A 19,127-nucleotide genomic window follows, 5' to 3' on the forward strand; every position below is an offset into this window, starting at 1 on the left:
CTGGGGCATTTGACTTATGTGATTTTTGCATGGCCAGACAACAATATGATTAATGGAAAAAAGCGTAGCGGCAGCGAGGCGATTTACAGATTAATCGCAGACAACTTCTTTATTTACATGGCACGAAACAGGAGAGGTTACGCGGAATTACAAGGTTGATTGCTAAGCAGAGAAAGCATTTGTGATCGTTATAAATTAACAGGCCAGCAACTAACAGTTACTGGCCTGCATGCTTAGAACGTGGCGTTCACACCGACATTCCAGGTCACCTGATGGTAATCGCTATTCCCACCGACGGTTGAAACCCCGGCAAACGCATTCACCGTTTCGCCGAGCGGCACGTTGGCACCCAGCGACAGATCCAGCCAGTTTTTATCGCGCGCCTCAACGCTGCGTTCAAACGAAGTACGCGTTGATTTCAACCCGGCACGCACCGTGGAATCGGTATCGCCAAACTGATGGTTGTAGCTCACCTGTGCCCAGGGATTAACCACCCACTGTTTGCTGTCGATGCGCCAACCCACTGAGCCAATCTGTGAATGGGTGGTTTGATCGGAGTAGCGCATTGCGGTACTGCTGTCGCTGTTCTCGCTATAGCCGCCGACGCGACCGTAATCCAGCGCGTAACTGGCAACCGGCCCGGTGCTGAGATTTTCAGTAATCGGCAGCGTCCAGCCAGTCTGCACGCGCATGCCGAGCAATTTACCGCTGGTGCTACCCTGCTCGGTACGTTTGGCCGGGCCGATGTGGATATCACGCTCGATGCTGTCGAAATCGAGATCGGCATAATGCAGATCGGCGTTAATCCAGCCCTGATCGAACACCGTCAGCTGGCTATAAAGCGCCACCAGATTGCCGCGCAGTTTATAGTCGTAGTTCGACGAAGGTTCCTGGCGCTGATTGGTGTTGGAGAACAGCACACCCGTTTGCCAGTTGTCGGTGATCTGATAGCCGATACCCAGCGTTAAGTTGGTGGTGTTGGCATTTCCGTCGCTCCAGCTGTCGCCCTGATAATCGACATGTTGCCCGGCATAGCCGCCAAATACCGTGAACTTTCCGGCGCTGGCGGGCTGTTGACGCTGCTGCTGCAAATGTCCATCCAGCGTGTTTTGCGTATCCCGCGCCATCATCAGTGGCGATTGTGATAACGCCGCCACCTGCGCTGGCGCATCAAGAATCGACTGGATGTAATCGGCGATCATCGCATGCACCGCTGGGCTCGGGTGCAGACGATCGGCAAACAGATAATCCTGCGCCGTGGAGAAGCCCGGCGTGCTGGATTGACACTCATCCGCTGAGGTGCCAATCGGACAAGCGATGCCGATGGTGTTGGTTAAGCCATATTGGGTTGGATTGGCGATCACTTCATCGAACAGCCCGGCGATATCCACGCGCACAATATTGCCATTCAAGGTCGCCAGCCCCGCTTCTTCCTGCTGATTATAACCGTCGGAGAGCGCCGTGACCTGCTCGCTCAGCTCCTGCCATGCGTTATAAAGCTGTTGCGCTAGTGCGTCACGCACCGCTGGAACCGACGAAACTTCGCCTGCCGCTTGCGTGAAGGCATCCTGCACCGCTTGCTGTCGCGCGGCTTTATCTGGCGTGGTCACGCCATCCAGTGACTGAAACGCTGCCACCATTGCCGGTGTGGCTTCACTTCCCAGCACGCGCAGCACCGTTTGGATCATATAGGGCGTTGAGCCGAGCTGCGGCACGGTGGGCACAATCACCGCGCCCGCGCCGGCATCCAGCAAGGTTTTGATTTGCGCAACCGATTGATTGGCGCTGTTGCTGATGGTTTCACTGGCGGTTAAGGGATTGGTGACGGCAACGGCGATGTCATTGGCACCGACCCAATGAATATACAAACCGTTGCTATCCGCGCGACCGCCGGTTGAAGCGAGATAACCCGCCAGTTGGTCCTGGGTGTTTAAATCAGGATCGAGCTTGGGTACCGAAACTGCGCCACCCTGCGCATAATTGCTGCCGCCTAACGTTGAGCGCTGTAAATCCTCCCCCAAATGCGCGGCAAGAATCTCATCATATAAAGGATGTTGTGCACCGTCGAAGGTAAAGCGGCCCACATTGCCGCTATCACTCAGGCTATCGCCAAACACGGTCAGACTGTCCCATGCCAGCGCAGGTGCGGGCGTCAACAACGCAGTGAGTGTGGCGATGGCGACGGCAGAAAGCGCAGATTTGTGGTTGTTCATCATCAACTCCGTGATGGGCCAGAGACGCAGCGTCTGACCGGCAAAAGGTAAGGTCCGCGCATCAAGCGAACCCGCAACATCGCATCAGGAATGCGTTAAGAAAATATCAAGGACGTTTAACTGTTTAGTCAGGAAGGGGGCGTTATGCCAGTTTGCAGCGGCAAATAAACTTAAGTTTATTAACAGCCCTTTTACATGCATTTAAATTAAACCTTTAAATAAGGCCGCCGATAACTAGTGTTGCGGAGTGCGAGTACGCTCTGAACGGTACATTTCGAAAACATCAGGTAGGTTAATTACATACCCCGTGCGGCGCTGCGGCGCACAGAGACACTTAAGTGTACGGCGAAGGGGAATCTGCGGGCAGCTCAGGTGACGCATGTTGAGCGTGACCAATTTTGCACTGCACGCATTACGTTCAACAGCACAATAATCACCTGAGGCTTCCCATGTTTGGTGTGAAAAAGTCGAGTCTTTTTTTGCCGTTTTATAAAAGTGGCGATGTGGCTAAAGATATCAATGCGATCAAACAGCATGTGGCATGGATTGAATTTACGCCTAACGGCGAGATTCTGACCGCCAATCACCTCTTCCTTGCCACCACCGGCTATCAGTTAAATGAGATTCAGGGGAAGCATCACCGCCTCTTCTGCAGCCCGCAACACAGCCAATCCTCGCGCTATCTTGCCTTCTGGCAAACGCTGGCTTCTGGCGAATCGGTGACCGGCATTTTTGAGCGCTTCAATAAGCAAGGCCAGCGTTTCTATCTCAGCGCCACCTATTTCCCGGTGAGCGATGACAAAGGCCAGGTTTACAAAGTGATCAAGGTGGCATCGGATATCACAGAACGTCATCAGGAGCTGGAGCATAAAGAAGCGGTGATCACCGCGCTGGATCTCTCCATGGCGGTGATTGAGTTCACGCCGGACGGACAAATCCTCACGGCCAACAATAACTTCCTCAAGCACATGGGATATGAGCTAGCTGCGGTTGTGGGGCAGCATCATCGCATGTTCTGCTTCGATAACTTCTATAGTGAAAATCCCGACTTCTGGCGCAAGATGGCCAAAGGCCAGCACTTTGTCGGCCGCTTCGAACGCAAAACCGCCGGCGGCGAACGCATCTGGCTTGAGGCCAGCTACAACCCGGTTTATGACGCCGATGGCAAGGTGTACAAGGTGATCAAAATCGCCTCAGATATCACCGCGCGCGTGGAAGCCGCCAAGCGCGTGGCCGACATCGCGCTGACGACCTCAGAAGAAACGTCACAAATTACCGACAACGCCAACGAGGTGCTGGACGAAACCATCCGCAATTCAGGGTTGGTGGCGCTGCAGGTTAATGCAGCAACGGCGATCGGGGGCGAGCTCAACGCCTCGGCGAAAAGCATTAGCGAAGTGGTCGAGACCATCAACCTGATTGCCTCGCAAACCAATATTCTGGCGCTGAATGCGGCAATTGAGTCTGCGCGCGCCGGTGAAGCAGGACGCGGATTCAGCGTGGTGGCGGGCGAAGTGCGACGTTTGGCGGCGTCCACCTCCAGCGCGACGAAGCAGATCACGCAAGTGGTGGAACACAACGCCAGCCTGATTGCGCAGATGGAGCAGCAGCTTAATGAGGTCAAGCAGTTTGTGGTGACCGAGCAGGATAAAATCAGCGTGTTGTCACGCAGCCTGCGAGAAATTAACAGCGGCGTACATGAGTTTGTGAACGTGATTCATCGGTTGGATGTGTAATGTTCGGCCGGTGTGTAACAACGCGCACCGGCCCACCCTCACATCATCTGCGGTTCACGGATCGCCTGACCTTTGGCGAACCGCGCCAGGCTGTACGGCTTCACATCAGTGAACAGCGGTTTGTTATTGACCATCTGCGCGCACAGCAAGCCTGCGCCTGGCCCAATACCAAAACCGTGGCCGCTGAAGCCGGAGGCGATAAATAAGCCCGGTATGCTCGTCATCTCATCAATCACCGGCACCAAATCCGGCGTGGTATCAATCCAGCCGCCCCACGCGTAATCCACCTTAATGCCGTTCAACTCCGGATAGAGCTGCACCAGCGCCTGCATCGCTTCCTGCACAATGCCGTTATCCGCTGCCGGATCGAGGGTGCGGATCTTTTCGAACGGCGACTCGCTTTGATTGGACCACGAACCGGCGGCTTCCGGGCCGTTGAAGAACGAGCCGTTGATGCGCACCTTGAGCTTCTTAGCGATCTTGCTGCGATACATCGCATAGAACCTGGTGGCGTAACGGATATTTTGCGGCGCGAGATCAATCTGCCCGCGTCCGGCGAGCGCCACGGTGTAGCTGCCATCCTGACGACGGCGAATACACAACCCGCCGGTGCTGAGACAGCCTTTGATCACTTCAGGCGCCGCCGTGGTTTTGAACGCGGTGCCCAGGATATTGGCGCTCGGCAGTTCAATGCCATATTGCTTGCAGAAGCGCGAACTCCACGCGCCGCCGCAGCAGATTACACGGTTAGCTTTCACCAGGCCGCGCTCGGTCCAGACGCCGGTGACGCGTCCGCCAGATACATCGAGGCCGCGCACCGCGCAGTTTTGCTGGATTGATGCGCCGAGATTTTTCGCGCCAGTCGCCATCGCCGGTGCTGCCAGCGACGGCTCTGCGCGACCATCGCTGGGCGACCACACGCCGCCAATCCACGGCGCATTGTTGCCGATGCGCTCGCGCGTCTCTTGTGCGGTCATCAAATGGCTGACGAAACCCAGTTGCTGCGCCTGCTTGCCCCACGCTTCCCAGCGCGCCAGATCGCTTTCGCTCTGCGTACCGTAAGTAATGCCCTGCCGCGAGAAGCCGAGATCGAGGCCAATTTCACTGCTCAACTCGTCCCAGCGCTGCAAACTGCGCATCGCCATCGGCAATTCGTACAGGTCGCGGTTTTGCTGGCGAACCCAGCCCCAGTTGCGGCCGGATTGCTCGCCGCCGATCACGCCCTTTTCAAACAGCGCCACGGAAACGCCCTGTTTTGCCAGTTCGTAACTTACTGACGTGCCAATGATGCCGCCGCCAATCACAATCACATCAACGGATTCGGGAAAGCGTTCACTGTCTGCTACTGCATTGATTTTGATGCGCATCGTCTTAAATCCTGTCCGCTTTTTGTTGATGTAACCATATTTAATGTTTTAGGGGAAATGCCGTTTAATTCCGTCTTTATGACACTTGACCCTTTCGTAAATTTTTGTCTTTACACTGGCGTTGTGAACAAAAATGACTCATATAGATAGCATCAGCTATATATTATAGCATTGGCTATATTACTCTGGAGATGATCATGTTCACTCAACGCCTTTTGCCTGCGATTGCCGTTCTGTTGTCACTCAGCGCATTTACCGCGTCAGCGGCTGAAAAATTCAAAGTGGTCACCACCTTTACGGTGATCGCCGATATGGCGAAAAACGTCGCGGGCGATGCGGCGGACGTGACGTCGATTACCAAAACCGGCGCAGAAATCCACGAATACCAACCCACGCCAGGCGATATTCGTCGCGCGCAGGGCGCTAATCTGATTTTGGTAAACGGCTTTAATCTGGAACTGTGGTTCAGCCGGTTTTACCAGCGTCTTAACGATGTACCGCAGGTCACCGTAACGCAAGGCATTGAGCCGATGGGCATTACTGAAGGTCCGTATAACGGTAAACCGAATCCGCATGCATGGATGTCGCCGGATAACGCGCTGATCTACGTCGATAACATCCGCAACGCGCTGCAGAAATACGATCCCGCCAATGCCGCAATTTATCAGGCCAACGCTGAGCGTTACAAAGCGCAGATTCAGCAAACCATCGCGCCGATGCGTGCCGCTGTCGATAAGCTTCCCGCCGATAAACGCTGGCTGGTGACCAGTGAAGGTGCCTTCTCTTATCTGGCGCGCGATTTCGGTCTGAAAGAGCTCTATTTATGGCCGATTAACGCCGATCAGCAAGGCACCCCGCAGCAGGTGCGTAAGGTGATCGATGCGGTGCGCGATCATCAAATTCCTGCCATCTTTAGTGAAAGCACCATCTCTGCCAAACCCGCTCAGCAAGTGGCGCGTGAAGCCGGCATTCATTACGGTGGCGTGTTGTACGTCGATTCGCTGAGCAACAGCGATGGCCCGGTGCCGACCTATCTGGATCTGCTGCGCGTCACCACCGAAACCGTGGTGAAAGGCATCACAGAAGGAAGTCAGAAATGAACCCAGCCGCAGGATTAATCGTCGAGAATGTGGGTGTTACCTACCGCAACGGCCACACGGCGCTGCGTAAAGCCTCTTTCAGCGTGCCCGCAGGCAGCATTACCGCGTTGATTGGCGTTAACGGCTCCGGCAAATCCACACTGTTCAAAGCGATCATGGGATTTGTGCCGCTCTCCTCGGGCGCGGTAACGCTAGCGGGTTTACCGGCCAATATGGCCCTCAAACACAACATCGTTTCCTATGTCCCGCAGTCCGAGGAAGTGGACTGGAGCTTCCCGGTGCTGGTGGAAGATGTGGTGATGATGGGCCGTTACGGCTATATGGGCATGCTGCGTATTCCGCGTGCCGCCGATAAACTTAGCGTTGATCAAGCGCTGGAGCGCGTGGGCATGAGCGCTTATCGCCACCGGCAGATTGGCGAGCTGTCGGGGGGGCAGAAAAAACGCGTTTTTTTGGCACGCGCGCTGGCACAAAGTGGTCAGATTATCCTGCTGGATGAGCCGTTTACCGGCGTGGACGTTAAAACCGAGGCCGCGATTATCGCCCTGCTAAAAGAGCTGCGCGATGAAGGCCGCACCATGCTGGTTTCCACTCACGATCTCAACGCCATCCCCGATTTCTGCGATCGCTGCGTGCTGGTAAAAAATACCGTGCTGGCGAGCGGCCTGCTGCATGACACTTTCACCGCCGATAATCTGGCGCAGACTTTTGATGGCGCGCTGCATGAGCGTAACGCGGTGTTAATGCAGCTGATGAAAGACAAAAATCCTGACCGGGGAGCGAACCATGTCGTGGATTATTGAACCGTTTGGCTATCAATACATGCTGAATGCGATGTGGATCGCAGCGCTGGTCGGCGCGATTTGCGCCTTTCTCTCCTGCTTCCTGATGCTGAAAGGCTGGTCACTGATCGGTGATGCGCTGTCGCACTCAATTGTGCCCGGCGTGGCGGGCGCGTACATGCTCGGACTGCCCTTTTCCCTCGGCGCGTTTCTCTCCGGCGGGCTGGCGGCGGGCAGCATGCTGTTTCTCAATCAGCGCACACGCTTAAAAGAAGATGCCATTATCGGCCTGATCTTCTCGTCGTTTTTCGGCATCGGCCTGTTTTTGGTTTCACTCAATCCCACGTCGGTGAATATTCAAACCATTGTGCTGGGCAATATTTTGTCGGTCGCGCCTGCTGATATCTGGCAGCTCGGCGCGATTGGCTTTATCACCCTGACCATTCTGCTGCTGAAGTGGAAAGACCTGATGGTGACCTTCTTCGACGAGAGCCACGCGCGCTCGCTCGGTTTGAATACGCTGCGACTGAAGATCCTGTTCTTTGCCCTGCTCTCGGCGTCCACCGTCGCTGCGCTGCAAACCGTCGGCGCGTTTATGGTGATTTGTCTGGTGGTGACGCCCGGCGCCACCGCCTATCTGTTGACCGATCGTTTTCCGCGCCTGTTGCTGATCGCCGTGACCATCGGCAGCGTCACCAGTTTCCTCGGCGCATGGAGCAGCTACTTCCTCGATGGCGCGACCGGCGGCGTAATTGTGGTCGCGCAAACGCTGGTCTTTTTAGTAGCCTTTGTTTTCGCGCCAAAACATGGCGTACTGGCTTCGCGACGCCGTGCGCGTCAGACCATGGAGGACGGCGTAAATGGCTGAATTATTGTTGAGTCCGTTCCAGTTCGAATTTATGAACATGGCGCTGATCACCACCTTGGTACTGTCGCTGCCGTGCGCGATGCTGTCGGCGTTTCTGGTGCTGAAAGGTTGGTCATTGCTCGGTGATGCGATGAGCCACGCGGTATTTCCTGGCGTGGTGATCGCCTGGCTGATTGGTTTGCCGTACGCCATCGGCGCGTTTGTCGCTGGCATGGTGTGCGCCGTCGCTACCGGCTACATCAGTGAGAACAGCCGCATCAAACCCGATACGGTAATGGGCATCGTCTTCTCCGGCATGTTTGGCGCCGGTTTGGTGCTGTATCTGAAATTGCAGCCCGAAGTGCATCTCGACCACATCTTGTTCGGCGATATGTTGGGCATCAGCCTGGCGGATATTATCCAGACATCGGCTATCGCGCTGATTGTTAGCCTGTTGATTGGCATCAAATGGCGAGATTTACTGCTGCACGCATTCGATCCCAATCAGGCGCGCGCCTGCGGCATCAACGGCAAACTGATGCATTACGGCTTGTTGTGTTTAATCTCGTTAACCATCGTCGCTGCGCTGAAATCGGTGGGCGTGATTTTGTCGATTTCCATGCTGATCGCGCCTGGCGCTATCGCTTTGCTGCTGGCACGTCGTTTCGTGCAGGTGATGTTGCTGGCGATTGGCATTGCGGTGGTGACAGGTTTCAGCGGCGTGTACGCCTCGTTCTTCCTCGATAGCGCGCCGGGTCCAACCATTGTGGTGATCTACGCGGCGCTGTTCGTGCTGGCGTTTTTATATGTCACGGTGAAGGATCGGCGCACGCAGCACGTGCATGGCTAATGATTTTGGTCGCCAGGCATTAAATCACCTCTAACCCCTCATCCTTGAGGGGTTGAAAACCACTTATATTGACGCACTCCAGCATGCGCGATGGACAGGCTGAATTTTAAAACGACCACCTCACGCCCGCGTTATAGCGCCAGCCTTTGGCGCCGTTGCCGTCGATCTCTTTGCGGTAATCGGCTTCGGCATACAGCGCAACGTCGTTATTCAGCGTGGCGCTGCCGCCTAAACCAACGTCCCACATCTGGCCAAACTTGCCACTTTCGAAGATTTGACTGCCTTCAGTATCCGCCGCACCGATTTTGGTTTTCGCGGTGCCGCCCCAGCCTTTGTAGTAATTGGCGCGAACGTACGGCGTGTAGGCATTCTGGCTGGCGTCCAGCCAGGTGCGATCGAGGCGCGCGCCGAGTCGGCCGATGGTTTGATCGTAATCGTTGTACGACACGCGCGTGCGATCCTGATCGGTGAAGCTGTCCATCTTCATCTGCAGCCAGGTGATTTGCGCCTGCGGTTCAAGGCGCACGCCGTTGGCGAAGGTGAACGGATAGCCCGATTCCAACGACGCCGTCCAGCCTTTGCCTTTCGGCGTTGCCACCTCTTTCTGCCGGGCGATGTCGGTTTCACCGCGATACCAACCCCAACTCAGCGAGCCATCGAGGTAGAATCCGCTGTCGCGCAGCCAGGTGCCGTACAGCGAAATGCTGTCGCTGTCGAAACTGGTAGAGCTGTAACCGTCGGCTGCATGAGGACGAATGCGCGTATTACCACGCGTGTAGGCCACGCCGCCGCGCAAGCTGTCTTGTGGGCCGTCGGCGCGCAGCACGTTGCCGCCCAGCTGCACCGCACTGTAATCCAGATCGAAATCGTAGCCGTAATCGGCCAAACCGCGATTGCTTTGATACTTCAGGTTGGAGCCGAGATAGCGGATAAACATCTCGCCGCCCACGGCATCGGACGCGGTTTGCTGCTGACGCAGTTCGCCGAGACGTTTATGCAGATCGTCGGTCACCGCCAGCGAGTAATACGCCAAACCCACCGGCGCGGAGATGTAGGACGGCACCTGCGGCGTAAAGGCCAGCCGCACGGCACGCTGATTGCTGCCCGCTTGTGGCTGGCACAGCGAACCGTCTTCACAGACAAAGGTGTTAGCGAGTCGATAATCCCACGCACCGGATGTTGAACTGCCCGGCGCGAAGCTGGCTAAACCATATTGCCACGGCCCGGACGCCACATAGCCGCTCTTGAGCGCAAAACTGGTTGCGCTGGCGCTGCCGGTTACCTGCGCCAGCGACACACCTTCGCTGGCGGCAATCACGCCATCGCGATTGCTATCCAGCTGCGGGCCGCCGATCAGCGTATCGTCGATCAAGGTGGTGCCCGACACATTGCCGTTTACCCGCAGGTTGTCGCTCTGCGTGGCGGTAGAGTTGAGTTTCAGGCTGCCGCCCGCCGATGCCAGTTGGCCATCAATGGTTAAAACATTCGCCGCCGCGTTGCCGCCGTTAGTGAGATCCAGCGTACCGGCGTTATTTACCACCAGCGAATCATCGGTCGCGCCTTGCAGCAGCGGATTGACGTTATCACCGGCAAACAGCGTACTGCCGGCGTCGATATTGATGGTGCTGTGCGCCAGCTTGATGTTGTCGGTTAGCGTCCATTGGGTGGCGAAGAAGTTGAGCGTGCTCCAGCCCGCGCCGAGGTTGGTGCCTTTGCTGACATCATCGCGGGTAAACGAGCCGCCGCGCGCCGTCAGTTCGCTGAGATTGAGCGTGCTGCCAGCGCCGTTTTCGGTGGTGATGTGACGGGTATCGGCCAGGCTGACTCTCTGCACCGTTGCCTGATTCGCCGCACCATTGCCCATCGTCAGGCTGCCGTTCAGCGTGCCGCCGGCCACCACCAGTTCATCGCTGCCGCTGCCGGTATTCACATCGCCGACCACCGCACCATCGAGCAGCGCGATCACATCATTGCCTGCGCCTCCGGCTACGACGACCTGATCCGGGAACGGCGCGGAGATGGTGCCCTGGTTGATAAATACCGTATCGCCACCGCGCAGATCGATCAGCGGAGAGACGCGGCTGAGTGAGGCAATCGAACCCTGATTGATCACCTGGCTGGCGGTGCTGGTGACGATCGCCGAACCGCCGTTGAAATCGCGAATGCCAATTGAGCCCTGCGAAATCACCTTGCCGCTGGTGTTAGCGCGAACGCCGGTACCCTGGCCGGAAACCAGAATGGCGTAATCCTTGCCGATCACCAGATCGTTGCTGGTGGTTGAGCCATCGGCATTTTCGAAGCGATAACCGGTAGCACCACCGCTGACGTTGATCAACGCGCGACCATTAGGATCAAATGAGGTCGCCGAACGCACGCCGTTGCCTCCGCTCACATCGAGCATCACGTTATCCAGCGAGATATTGCTGGTTTCCGCGCGGTTGTTGATTACGCTGCCGCTGCCATAAGCGCCGAGGATGATGTCGTTGGCTTCAAAGCCCTGCGCGCCATGATCCAGCAACAAGCCATCGGCTTTGCCCATCGCATAAATATTGCTCGCGCCCTGCCCGTCGCCGTAGATTCTCAGCCAGCCGCCGTTGCCAACGCGTAACGCTGCGGTGCCGTCATCAACGCGCAGGGAACTGTCCACCGGTACGTATTGGCCGTAGCCGCTGCTGACATCCACACCGATGCCCGACGCGATACGCATGCTGCCACGGTTAATGAAGTTACCGCCGTCATGCACGCGCGCGCCGGTGCTGTTTGGTCCGGTGAGATCGACGACGCCTTGATACTGATTAAACAACCGTGCGCCACCGCTCACATCAAAAGCGGTGCTATTGCTGCCGTTACCGATGATTTGCGAGGCGGCGTAGATTTCCGACTCATCGCCGCCGACCACCGCCGCGGTGCCGTTTTCGCCATTCAGGGCAATGCCGCTGGTGATCACGCCCTCGGCGCTGCCGCTGACGCGCATCACGGTGGCATTTTTGCCGGTCACGGTGTAATTGTCGGTGCGGGAAACCATCGCGTCGTATCCGCTCACCTCCATCCCAGTGCTGTTTTCCCCGCTGAGCGTTACATTGCCTGGCGTTTCGGCATACAGCCACGCGCCGTTGACAATCTCGTATAGCCTTGAGTTTTCAGTGCTGACATCAACGCTGCCGCCGTGGCTGATCAAACGCGTGCCGGGATCCGCGGCGCGAAAACCGTATTGGTTCCTGTCGTGGAACACCACGCGATTGCCATCACCTAAATCAAGTAGTCCACCGGCAAACACCGCGCCCGCCAGCGCGTTTGAGCCAAACAAATTGATGGTGCCGTTTTGATAGAAGCGCGCCAGCTCATGATAGGAGATCAATCCTCTGCTGGGTGAGAAACTCTCGGCATCCACGTTATACACATTGAGCAAGCCGATATTGATAACTTCAGTCGGCGTTACGCCATCGGTGTACTCGGGATTGCCGTACGCATACAGACCGGTGCTGCTGCGCGTCACGGTGACATCGCCACGGTTGAAGGCAAAGGCACCATTCTGCGCATAAATACCGTTGGTGCTCTGACCGCCTAAGGTAATGTCGCCGGTATTGATCAACTGGGCGTGATTGCTGACAACCAGCGCCTGCTGATTATCAGCAACGCCGCTGAGCGCCGCATGGTTGACCAGCAGCGTATCGGGATTGAACTGGGTTTGCGGATTGATCGGGTCGCCTGTCAGGGTGAATTTATTGCCATCCGCCACCGCGCCGGTCGCGCCATTGCTGAGCAGCCTGATGCGGGTCGCCGCATCAATGGTGGCGTGCGCGCCATCACTGATCTCAATAGCACGCGCGTAATTGCCGGCAACGTTGAATGTCGCGCCATTGGTGTTGACGTCGGTGAACTCACCGCTGCCGTACACGCCCGTGGCGAAGGAGTTGGTCATGGAAAGCGTGCGGCCGGTGCCGTCAAAATCTGCCCCATCTGCAACGCGGAAAATATTGCCGTACGGCACGGTGGTGCTGTAGCTGCCGTCGGCGGGCAAGTTGATTTTGGCGTTGGGGCCAAGGGTGTAAAAACTGATATGCCGTGCGGTATACACGTTGGGATCAGGCACGAATACCGGCACCGCATTAGCGCTGACATCAACCACCGCAAGCCCTTCGGCACGAATACCAATATTCGAGCTTCCGCCGAGCCGGATCGGTCCGGTCAGTTTCGCGTAAGCCGTGCCGCCCGGATCGCCCTTCACCCATACCGCCGTGTTAAAGGAATTAACAAACCGATCGCCATCGCCAGGCACGTTGATCGCGCCGCTGGAAAATGCCACGGAGTCATTGCCATCGCGCGCGATGACTTTTAGGCCAGTGCTGTTGTAGCCGTTGACATTGATGGTGCCGATATTGCCAACCTTGCCAAGGCTGCCGGAATCCAGCACCAACATGCCAACGTTCTCGGCGGGTTGAACTTGCGCCTTGCCGTTAACGTCGATGACGCCATTGTTCAGCGTAACCGCGTGAGGCGCGAGTTCCACCTTCATCCCTGCCGCGTTTTGCACTTTGGATCCAATCACGATGTGGCCATTATTCACGGCTTTTGAATCAAGAAATTGATAGATGCCGCTGGCGCCGCCACTTAGATTGACGGCGACATCTTCGGTGGGATCATTTTTGCGATTTTGCGGCGTGCGCCCGATGTAGATGATGCCGTCTTTGGCGTTAACGAAACCGCCTTTGCCATCGCTGCTCAGCAAGACGCCCGCCGCCGTGCCGCCGCTGCTGACATCGCTGACGCCAACGTTGATGTTGCCGTGGTTAACCACTTTGCTGTTGTAGGCATTGATGCCGGTACTGAAGCCCGCGCCGGGTTGCAGGTTGATCACGCCACGATTGATAAACCGACTTTCATAACTGACGTCGACCGCGCTGCCGCCCGCGCCAACCGAGCTGATATCGACGCCTTTGCCATTGGCGTTATTAAGAAAACCGGCGTTGATGACGCCGTTGTTGAAGCCGCGCGCGCCGCTAAGCAACTCGAGGCCAGAACCGGTGCTGGCAAGTTTGCCATCGACTATGGCCTTCGCCCCGTTGCTGGCGCGCATCACCGCGCTGTTGCTGTTCACCACTTCCAGCGTTTTGCCGCGATTGATTTTCACTGTCGCCTTCGGACCATCGGCGCTAAGCACCACCTGATCGAATATCGGTAGCGCCACTTCATCATCGAAGTTGTTGGTGCTCATACGATACACCACGCGCCCTTCGCGCAGCGCGTAGGCCTTATTGAATTCTGTGTTGTAACTTTCGGTGCTGAGGTTGGCGTTGGAGAGCTGATCGATCAGCCAGTCGTTGTAATTGCGCAGTTCATTGAGATTAGTGACGTTGAACGTGTTAGTGCCGCCATCCAGTGTATTGACGGTGAACACACCCGCGTATTGCACCACGTTGCCAACATCATAAGCCAGGCGATCACCACCGTACGGCGTGGTGCCGGCGGTGAAAGCGATGCGGTTATTTGAATTCCAGTTCAAATTGCCTTTTTTGCTGGCGGTAAATAATTGGCTTTGCTTCGCCGCCATCGACCAGCTATTACTGGAAGACGTCGTCGCCGCGTTATGCTTGCCAATATCGATATTCAGCGTGCCATTACTGACGGAAGCGACACGCGCATTGATATATTGTTTGTCGTTTACATCAAAATAATCTGGCACTACGGTATCAAGACCTACAGCAGGTAAATCAACCAGTTCTGCAGTATTAAATACCTGATAGGTGGTGTAGGTATTTTCTTCGTAATTGGGGATGCCAATAGCGTAATTCTGCGCACCGATTTGCAGCCGCGCCGCGCCAATCACGTTGTCATTGATAATTCGCCCAATATTGCGCAACTCACCAATCGTTACGCTGCCCGTACCGTTTTCACCCGGCGCGAACTGCGGCAATCCGCTCAGCGTTTGCGTGCTGCCATTACATAAACAGTAAGCACCAACTTTATTGTCATTAATTTCAGGCGTATAAGGCTTTAATATCGCAGCCGTTGTCGGCAACACAGGAAACATCACGCCTTGCGCAGCCACAAGGCTTAGTAACACCGGATTTAATTTAAACACAATGTTTTCCTCAACAGAGAAAAGACAATACGCGCACGGATTATTACCGTTGCGCTTTAGGTTTGTTTAAGTAATCGAATTATTTTGTTTCAGCTTTTTAATGTTTGAAATCGGGTGAAATGAGTATCTACGCTTTAGCTGGCAAGCGTCCAGTTTGAGTTAAGGATTTGTGAGGTGGGAGAAAGGATTTAGGAATTAAGCCAGGGTGATTTTATAATTATCCGGATCTAATAGTCGTAAAGATGATGATATTGAAACATCAAGTAAGCTATATGGGATTTAATAAAACTCTCATGAATTCATTGTGATTTATTCGAATCTTTTATTCAGCCAAAGGCCAGGCCGCTAATCCCTTTAATTCCTGCAGTACAAACATACTCTGCATCTCCAACTGCGCGATAAATCGCGCCGCTACAAAATGTGCGGAATTTATACTCCAGCGATCGCTTACTTTTGCATTCCCACTCAAGGTGAAATACTCAACATGGATTTCGACGCAAACACCCATCGCTGCACCATCTTGATTGATCAGCAACTGCCCGCCGGATTGGCAATGAACGCTGCCAGCATTATCGGCATTAGTTTTGGCAAATTACCAGGAAATTTGGTGGGGCCGAATCAGCAAAGCCAGGATGGCGTTGATTATCCCGGCGTCATCTACGCGCCGCTGGCGCAATCCTGCAAAACGTACGAAGAGTATGGCGAACGTATTGCTGACGCGCACAGCGATCAGATTGAGTTGGTGGCGATCGGTTTGATCGGTCCTAAGAAAAAAATTACCCGTTTAACCGGCAATTTGAAGCTTTATCGCTAAACATCCTCTTCGGCGGCGAACCACGCCGGCGGCTGGCCGACGTAGCGACTGAATGCCACGCTGAAGGCGCTGGCGGAGCGATAGCCAACGCGCTCTGCCACTTCGGCTACCGCCATGCTTTTACCGCGCAGCAGATTTTTCGCCAGCGCCATGCGCCACGTCAGCAGGTAGACCATCGGCGCCACGCCAACCGCTTCGCGGAAACGCACAAAGAAAGAGGAGCGTGACAGCGCGGCGGCTTTCGCCAGTTCGGCCACCGTCCAGCTGTGCGCAGGGTTTGCATGGATGGCGCGGATTGCCGCCGCCAGCCGTCCGTCGGCTAACCCGCTCATCACGCCCGGACACGCATTGCAGATCGGCATTGATCGCAGCGCTTCGATTAACAGCAGCTCTAGCAAGCGTTCCAGTACCACATGACGCGCCGGACGCTGTGCGCGGCACTCATCCATCACTAACTGCACAAGCGTGGTCAGGCGCGATTCGCCGCGCATGGAGAACACGCAGCTTGAGCCGTATCAGCCGCTGTTAGATGGCGTTTTCAGCACGATGCAGCAGCCACAACCCACCACCAAGGCGCTGGATGTGGCGGAAGCGGTGTGGCGTGCGGCGACCGATGCGCATTCCAGCTGACAAAGATGCGGTGGCGCTGGCGAACGAAGTGGGTTAACTGTGAATTTCGGCGACTGCCATGGTGAAAACCAGCGGCAGTTCGCCGAGGTTCGCATAACTGTGCGGTGCGGCGGTTTTCGCCACCGCTGAACTACCGCGCGGCACCTGCAACTGCTGTTCATCAACCGTCAACGTAAGTTCACCTTGCTCGACATGCAGCAGTTCGTAAGTGCGCTGCGGATGGCCCGGCGAGGCGAACTGTTCGCCGGGGAACATCTCCCAACGCCATAGCTCGATCATATCCGGGCCTTGCGTGCCCGCCAGCAAACGCGCCGTACCGCCCTTGTCCCCTTGCCAAAGTATTGGAATGTCCTCTTCAGCAACCAGATGCGCCAGCGGATCGGCGGTGACATTCACAATATCGGCCACCGATATTCCTAGCGCTGCCGCCACTTTGCACAAAATGGCGATGCTGGGATTCGCGCTGCCTTTTTCAATCTCAACTAACATGCCTTTACTGACGCCCGCGCGGCGCGAGAGCTCATCCAGCGACAGTTTTTGCTGTTGGCGGAAACTTTTGACGCTGGCTGAAACGGCGGCGCTGACATAGTCGATATCAGAACCTGCTTCGGTCAATTTATTGACTTTTGTCTTCATCGGTCACTATCATGGAATAAATTAGTCATTACAGGATTATGTTATGTTCGCCTTAAGCCCGTCAATCGATCCTTCCGTTTCTGCCTTAGCGCCTGACTTTACCGCGCTCAGCATTTTAGTTCAGGCTGCGCCAGTGTTGCGTCCGCAAGTTGGTAAAGAAGCCCTCGTACAAGCTTGTCGCGATATGCTGCAGGATGATTTTCCGTGGGCTGAAGCACATCTGACGCAATGGACGGAAATGTTCAAACATTTTGGTGCCAAACCGAAACGTACGCCCTGTTCGGCAGATGCCTTGCGCAAGCGCGTGCAGCGCGACGGATCAATGGCAGCCATCGATCCAATCGTGGATCTCTACAATGCGGTGAGCATTCGTTTCGCCATTCCGGTTGGTGGTGAGAATGTGGCCGCTTACGTGGGGAACCCGCGGCTGACGCGCGCCGATGGCAGCGAACCCTTCGATGTCTATAAAGAAGGCGTCTTGAGCCATGAATCTCCCGAACCTGGTGAAGTGGTGTGGCGGGATGACGCAGGCGTAACCTGTCGTCGCTGGAACTGGCGACAAGGTGTGCGCACGCGTCTCAGTATTGAGCAAACGCAGATGTGGTTTGTGCTGGAGCGATTACCGGCGATGCCACTCGAAGCATTGCAACATGCGGGCGATATGCTGGAGCAAGGTATTCAGCAGATGATGCCCGGCGCTATTATCGAACGCAGTATACTTGGCAATATCAATCACTAATCGCTATGTTGTCACTCTCGCCTGCCACCTTTTAGGAATCGGAATGCACATCAGCCTGCTGGCACAACAGCCACAGTTTTTGGATGCGGTGACGCAAATGCTGCATCAAGAATGGTCAGATTTCCCCAACTGGCGCGATGCGGCAGTGATTGAGCAGCGATTACAGGCGCGCAATGCCGTCGAGGCCAAAACGCTGACGCTGGTGGCCACCACAAGCGATGGCGAATTGATGGCGACCGCCAGCATTATCCATTACGAACTGCACGATATCGCCGAGCGCGAGTTTTGGCTCGGCGAAGTCATTACTGCCGCAACACATCGTGGAAAAGGGTTGGCGAGTGATTTGGTAACGCGCTTAATTACCGAAGCGCGTCAGCGTGGGATCACCGCGTTGTGGCTGTATACGCCGGATCAACAAGCGCTCTATCGCCGCTTCGGCTGGCAGGATGTGGAGCAGCGCGAGATTGCTGATGAAGATGTTACGGTGATGGTTCTAAACATTGTTTAAGGAGAAGCAGATGCTGATGCGTAAAAACTATCCGCAATTGGGTGAAGTCAAAGCGCCTTATGTGCACGCGGTAAGGCACAATGAAACTTTATATGTCTCTGGCTTGACCGCTTTCGGTACGCCAGCGCAGCAAGCTGATATCGCTACACAAGCAGAAACTATATTCCAGCAGTTGCATACCATCGCGGCTGAAGAAAAGAGTTCGCTGGAAAAGTTAATCAAGGTGACGATTTTTATCACCTCATTTGATGAGATCAACGTCTTACGCGGCGTGCTGTTTAAACATTATGGCGAACATCTGCCGGCGAGTTCGCTGGTACAAATTAGTCAACTTTTCTCGCCGGATTTAAAGATTGAGATCGAGGCGATTATCGCCCTGTAGCCAACGCCTGTAACGCCGCCAATCCATCGCGTGCCATCCATGTGCGCAGCGGCGCAAACAGCGGTTGCGGCAGATTCTCTGGTGCGAACCATTGCCATCCGTGGCACTTTTCAGGCTCCATCAGTTGTGGTTCACCGATTGCGTCCTGCGCCACCATCAGTAGCGTAATGTAGTGCTTGTTGACCTCGGGAAACACATCGCTAACGAATGCGCCGTTTTGCAGTTCACCAAGCTGTAAGCCAGTTTCTTCCAGCACTTCACGACGCGCGCAGGCTTCCGGCGATTCGCCAAACTCCAGATGCCCGCCCGGCGCAGACCAGTCGCCCGCGCCGTGGCTGCCTTTGCGTCGCCCTAATAACAGTTTTCCATCGCGGAAAATTAAAACGCCGATTCCCACTTGTGGCGACATGGTTGCTCCTTGGTTTGCCAGGCCGTCAAAAA

At 55.5% G+C, this 19,127-nt stretch carries 16 protein-coding genes; 10 read left to right on the top strand and 6 right to left on the bottom strand.

The genetic code is table 11. The annotated features are described in order from the left end of the window. Positions 1-233: 233 nt before the first annotated feature. On the bottom strand, positions 234-2,213 hold the full coding sequence (locus DEU53_RS10265; protein WP_110866953.1) for an autotransporter outer membrane beta-barrel domain-containing protein: 1,980 nt from the start codon (positions 2,211-2,213) through the stop codon (positions 234-236). Positions 2,214-2,662: 449 nt separating this feature from the next. Between DEU53_RS10265 and DEU53_RS10270 the strand changes: the two genes are divergently transcribed. Next, on the top strand, positions 2,663-3,949 hold the full coding sequence (locus tag DEU53_RS10270; protein ID WP_110866954.1) for a PAS domain-containing methyl-accepting chemotaxis protein: 1,287 nt from the start codon (positions 2,663-2,665) through the stop codon (positions 3,947-3,949). Between the two features lie 38 nt (positions 3,950-3,987). On the opposite strand, the gene DEU53_RS10275 is transcribed toward DEU53_RS10270, so the two are convergent. After that, a complete protein-coding gene (locus DEU53_RS10275) occupies positions 3,988-5,316 on the bottom strand; it encodes an FAD-binding oxidoreductase (RefSeq protein WP_110866955.1) in 1,329 nt (442 codons plus the stop codon). Positions 5,317-5,513: 197 nt separating this feature from the next. On the opposite strand from DEU53_RS10275, the gene DEU53_RS10280 reads away from it, so the two are divergent. From DEU53_RS10280 to DEU53_RS10295, 4 genes are read left to right on the top strand one after another with little or no spacing between them, the layout of a single operon-like run. Beyond that, positions 5,514-6,416, top strand: a complete 903-nt coding sequence (locus DEU53_RS10280) for a metal ABC transporter substrate-binding protein (RefSeq protein ID WP_110866956.1) — start codon at positions 5,514-5,516, stop codon at positions 6,414-6,416. Beyond that, positions 6,413-7,219, top strand: a complete 807-nt coding sequence (locus DEU53_RS10285) for a manganese/iron ABC transporter ATP-binding protein (protein ID WP_110866957.1) — start codon at positions 6,413-6,415, stop codon at positions 7,217-7,219. The genes DEU53_RS10280 and DEU53_RS10285 overlap by 4 nt, the downstream gene beginning before the upstream one ends. Next, positions 7,203-8,066: an iron/manganese ABC transporter permease subunit SitC gene (gene sitC, locus DEU53_RS10290; RefSeq protein WP_101761431.1), complete on the top strand. Its 864-nt coding sequence runs from the start codon at positions 7,203-7,205 to the stop codon at positions 8,064-8,066. The genes DEU53_RS10285 and sitC overlap by 17 nt, the downstream gene beginning before the upstream one ends. Continuing rightward, positions 8,059-8,895 carry a metal ABC transporter permease gene (locus DEU53_RS10295; RefSeq protein ID WP_110866958.1) on the top strand — a complete coding sequence of 279 codons (837 nt, stop codon included), beginning with the start codon at positions 8,059-8,061 and terminating at the stop codon, positions 8,893-8,895. The genes sitC and DEU53_RS10295 overlap by 8 nt, the downstream gene beginning before the upstream one ends. Positions 8,896-9,001: 106 nt before the next feature. On the opposite strand, the gene DEU53_RS10300 is transcribed toward DEU53_RS10295, so the two are convergent. Then, positions 9,002-14,977: an autotransporter outer membrane beta-barrel domain-containing protein gene (locus DEU53_RS10300; RefSeq protein ID WP_110866959.1), complete on the bottom strand. Its 5,976-nt coding sequence runs from the start codon at positions 14,975-14,977 to the stop codon at positions 9,002-9,004. 484 nt (positions 14,978-15,461) lie between these two features. Here DEU53_RS10300 and DEU53_RS10305 point away from each other — a divergent pair, with 484 nt between their 5' ends. Next, on the top strand, positions 15,462-15,791 hold the full coding sequence (locus tag DEU53_RS10305; protein ID WP_110866960.1) for a DUF2000 domain-containing protein: 330 nt from the start codon (positions 15,462-15,464) through the stop codon (positions 15,789-15,791). On the opposite strand, the gene DEU53_RS10310 is transcribed toward DEU53_RS10305, so the two are convergent. Continuing rightward, positions 15,788-16,282 carry a helix-turn-helix domain-containing protein gene (locus tag DEU53_RS10310; RefSeq protein WP_233501718.1) on the bottom strand — a complete coding sequence of 165 codons (495 nt, stop codon included), beginning with the start codon at positions 16,280-16,282 and terminating at the stop codon, positions 15,788-15,790. The genes DEU53_RS10305 and DEU53_RS10310 overlap by 4 nt on opposite strands. Here DEU53_RS10310 and DEU53_RS10315 point away from each other — a divergent pair. Then, positions 16,281-16,421, top strand: a complete 141-nt coding sequence (locus DEU53_RS10315) for a hypothetical protein (protein ID WP_225608253.1) — start codon at positions 16,281-16,283, stop codon at positions 16,419-16,421. The two genes, DEU53_RS10310 and DEU53_RS10315, sit on opposite strands and share 2 nt — an antisense overlap. Positions 16,422-16,454: 33 nt before the next feature. On the opposite strand, the gene DEU53_RS10320 is transcribed toward DEU53_RS10315, so the two are convergent. After that, complete coding sequence (locus tag DEU53_RS10320; RefSeq protein ID WP_101761427.1) at positions 16,455-17,057, bottom strand: helix-turn-helix domain-containing protein; 603 nt, start codon at positions 17,055-17,057, stop codon at positions 16,455-16,457. Between the two features lie 43 nt (positions 17,058-17,100). On the opposite strand from DEU53_RS10320, the gene DEU53_RS10325 reads away from it, so the two are divergent. The 3 genes from DEU53_RS10325 to DEU53_RS10335 are packed head-to-tail and all read left to right on the top strand — an operon-like array spanning position 17,101 to position 18,686. Beyond that, entirely contained in the window at positions 17,101-17,796 is a 696-nt protein-coding gene (locus tag DEU53_RS10325; RefSeq protein ID WP_110866961.1) for a B3/4 domain-containing protein, read from the top strand. A 43-nt stretch (positions 17,797-17,839) separates the two neighbouring features. Next, positions 17,840-18,304 (top strand): GNAT family N-acetyltransferase, encoded by a 465-nt coding sequence (locus DEU53_RS10330; protein WP_110866962.1) that lies wholly within the window; start codon positions 17,840-17,842, stop codon positions 18,302-18,304. Positions 18,305-18,314: 10 nt separating this feature from the next. Beyond that, the gene (locus tag DEU53_RS10335; protein ID WP_110866963.1) at positions 18,315-18,686 is read left to right on the top strand and encodes a RidA family protein; all 372 of its coding nucleotides are present in this window, start codon (positions 18,315-18,317) and stop codon (positions 18,684-18,686) included. On the opposite strand, the gene DEU53_RS10340 is transcribed toward DEU53_RS10335, so the two are convergent. Then, positions 18,673-19,095, bottom strand: coding sequence for an NUDIX hydrolase (locus DEU53_RS10340; protein WP_110866964.1), 423 nt, complete (start codon positions 19,093-19,095; stop codon positions 18,673-18,675). The genes DEU53_RS10335 and DEU53_RS10340 overlap by 14 nt on opposite strands. Between the last annotated feature and the right edge of the window lie 32 nt (positions 19,096-19,127).

Source organism: Pantoea sp. AG1095, from assembly GCF_003208415.1.
Taxonomy (GTDB): Bacteria; Pseudomonadota; Gammaproteobacteria; order Enterobacterales; family Enterobacteriaceae; genus Pantoea; species Pantoea leporis.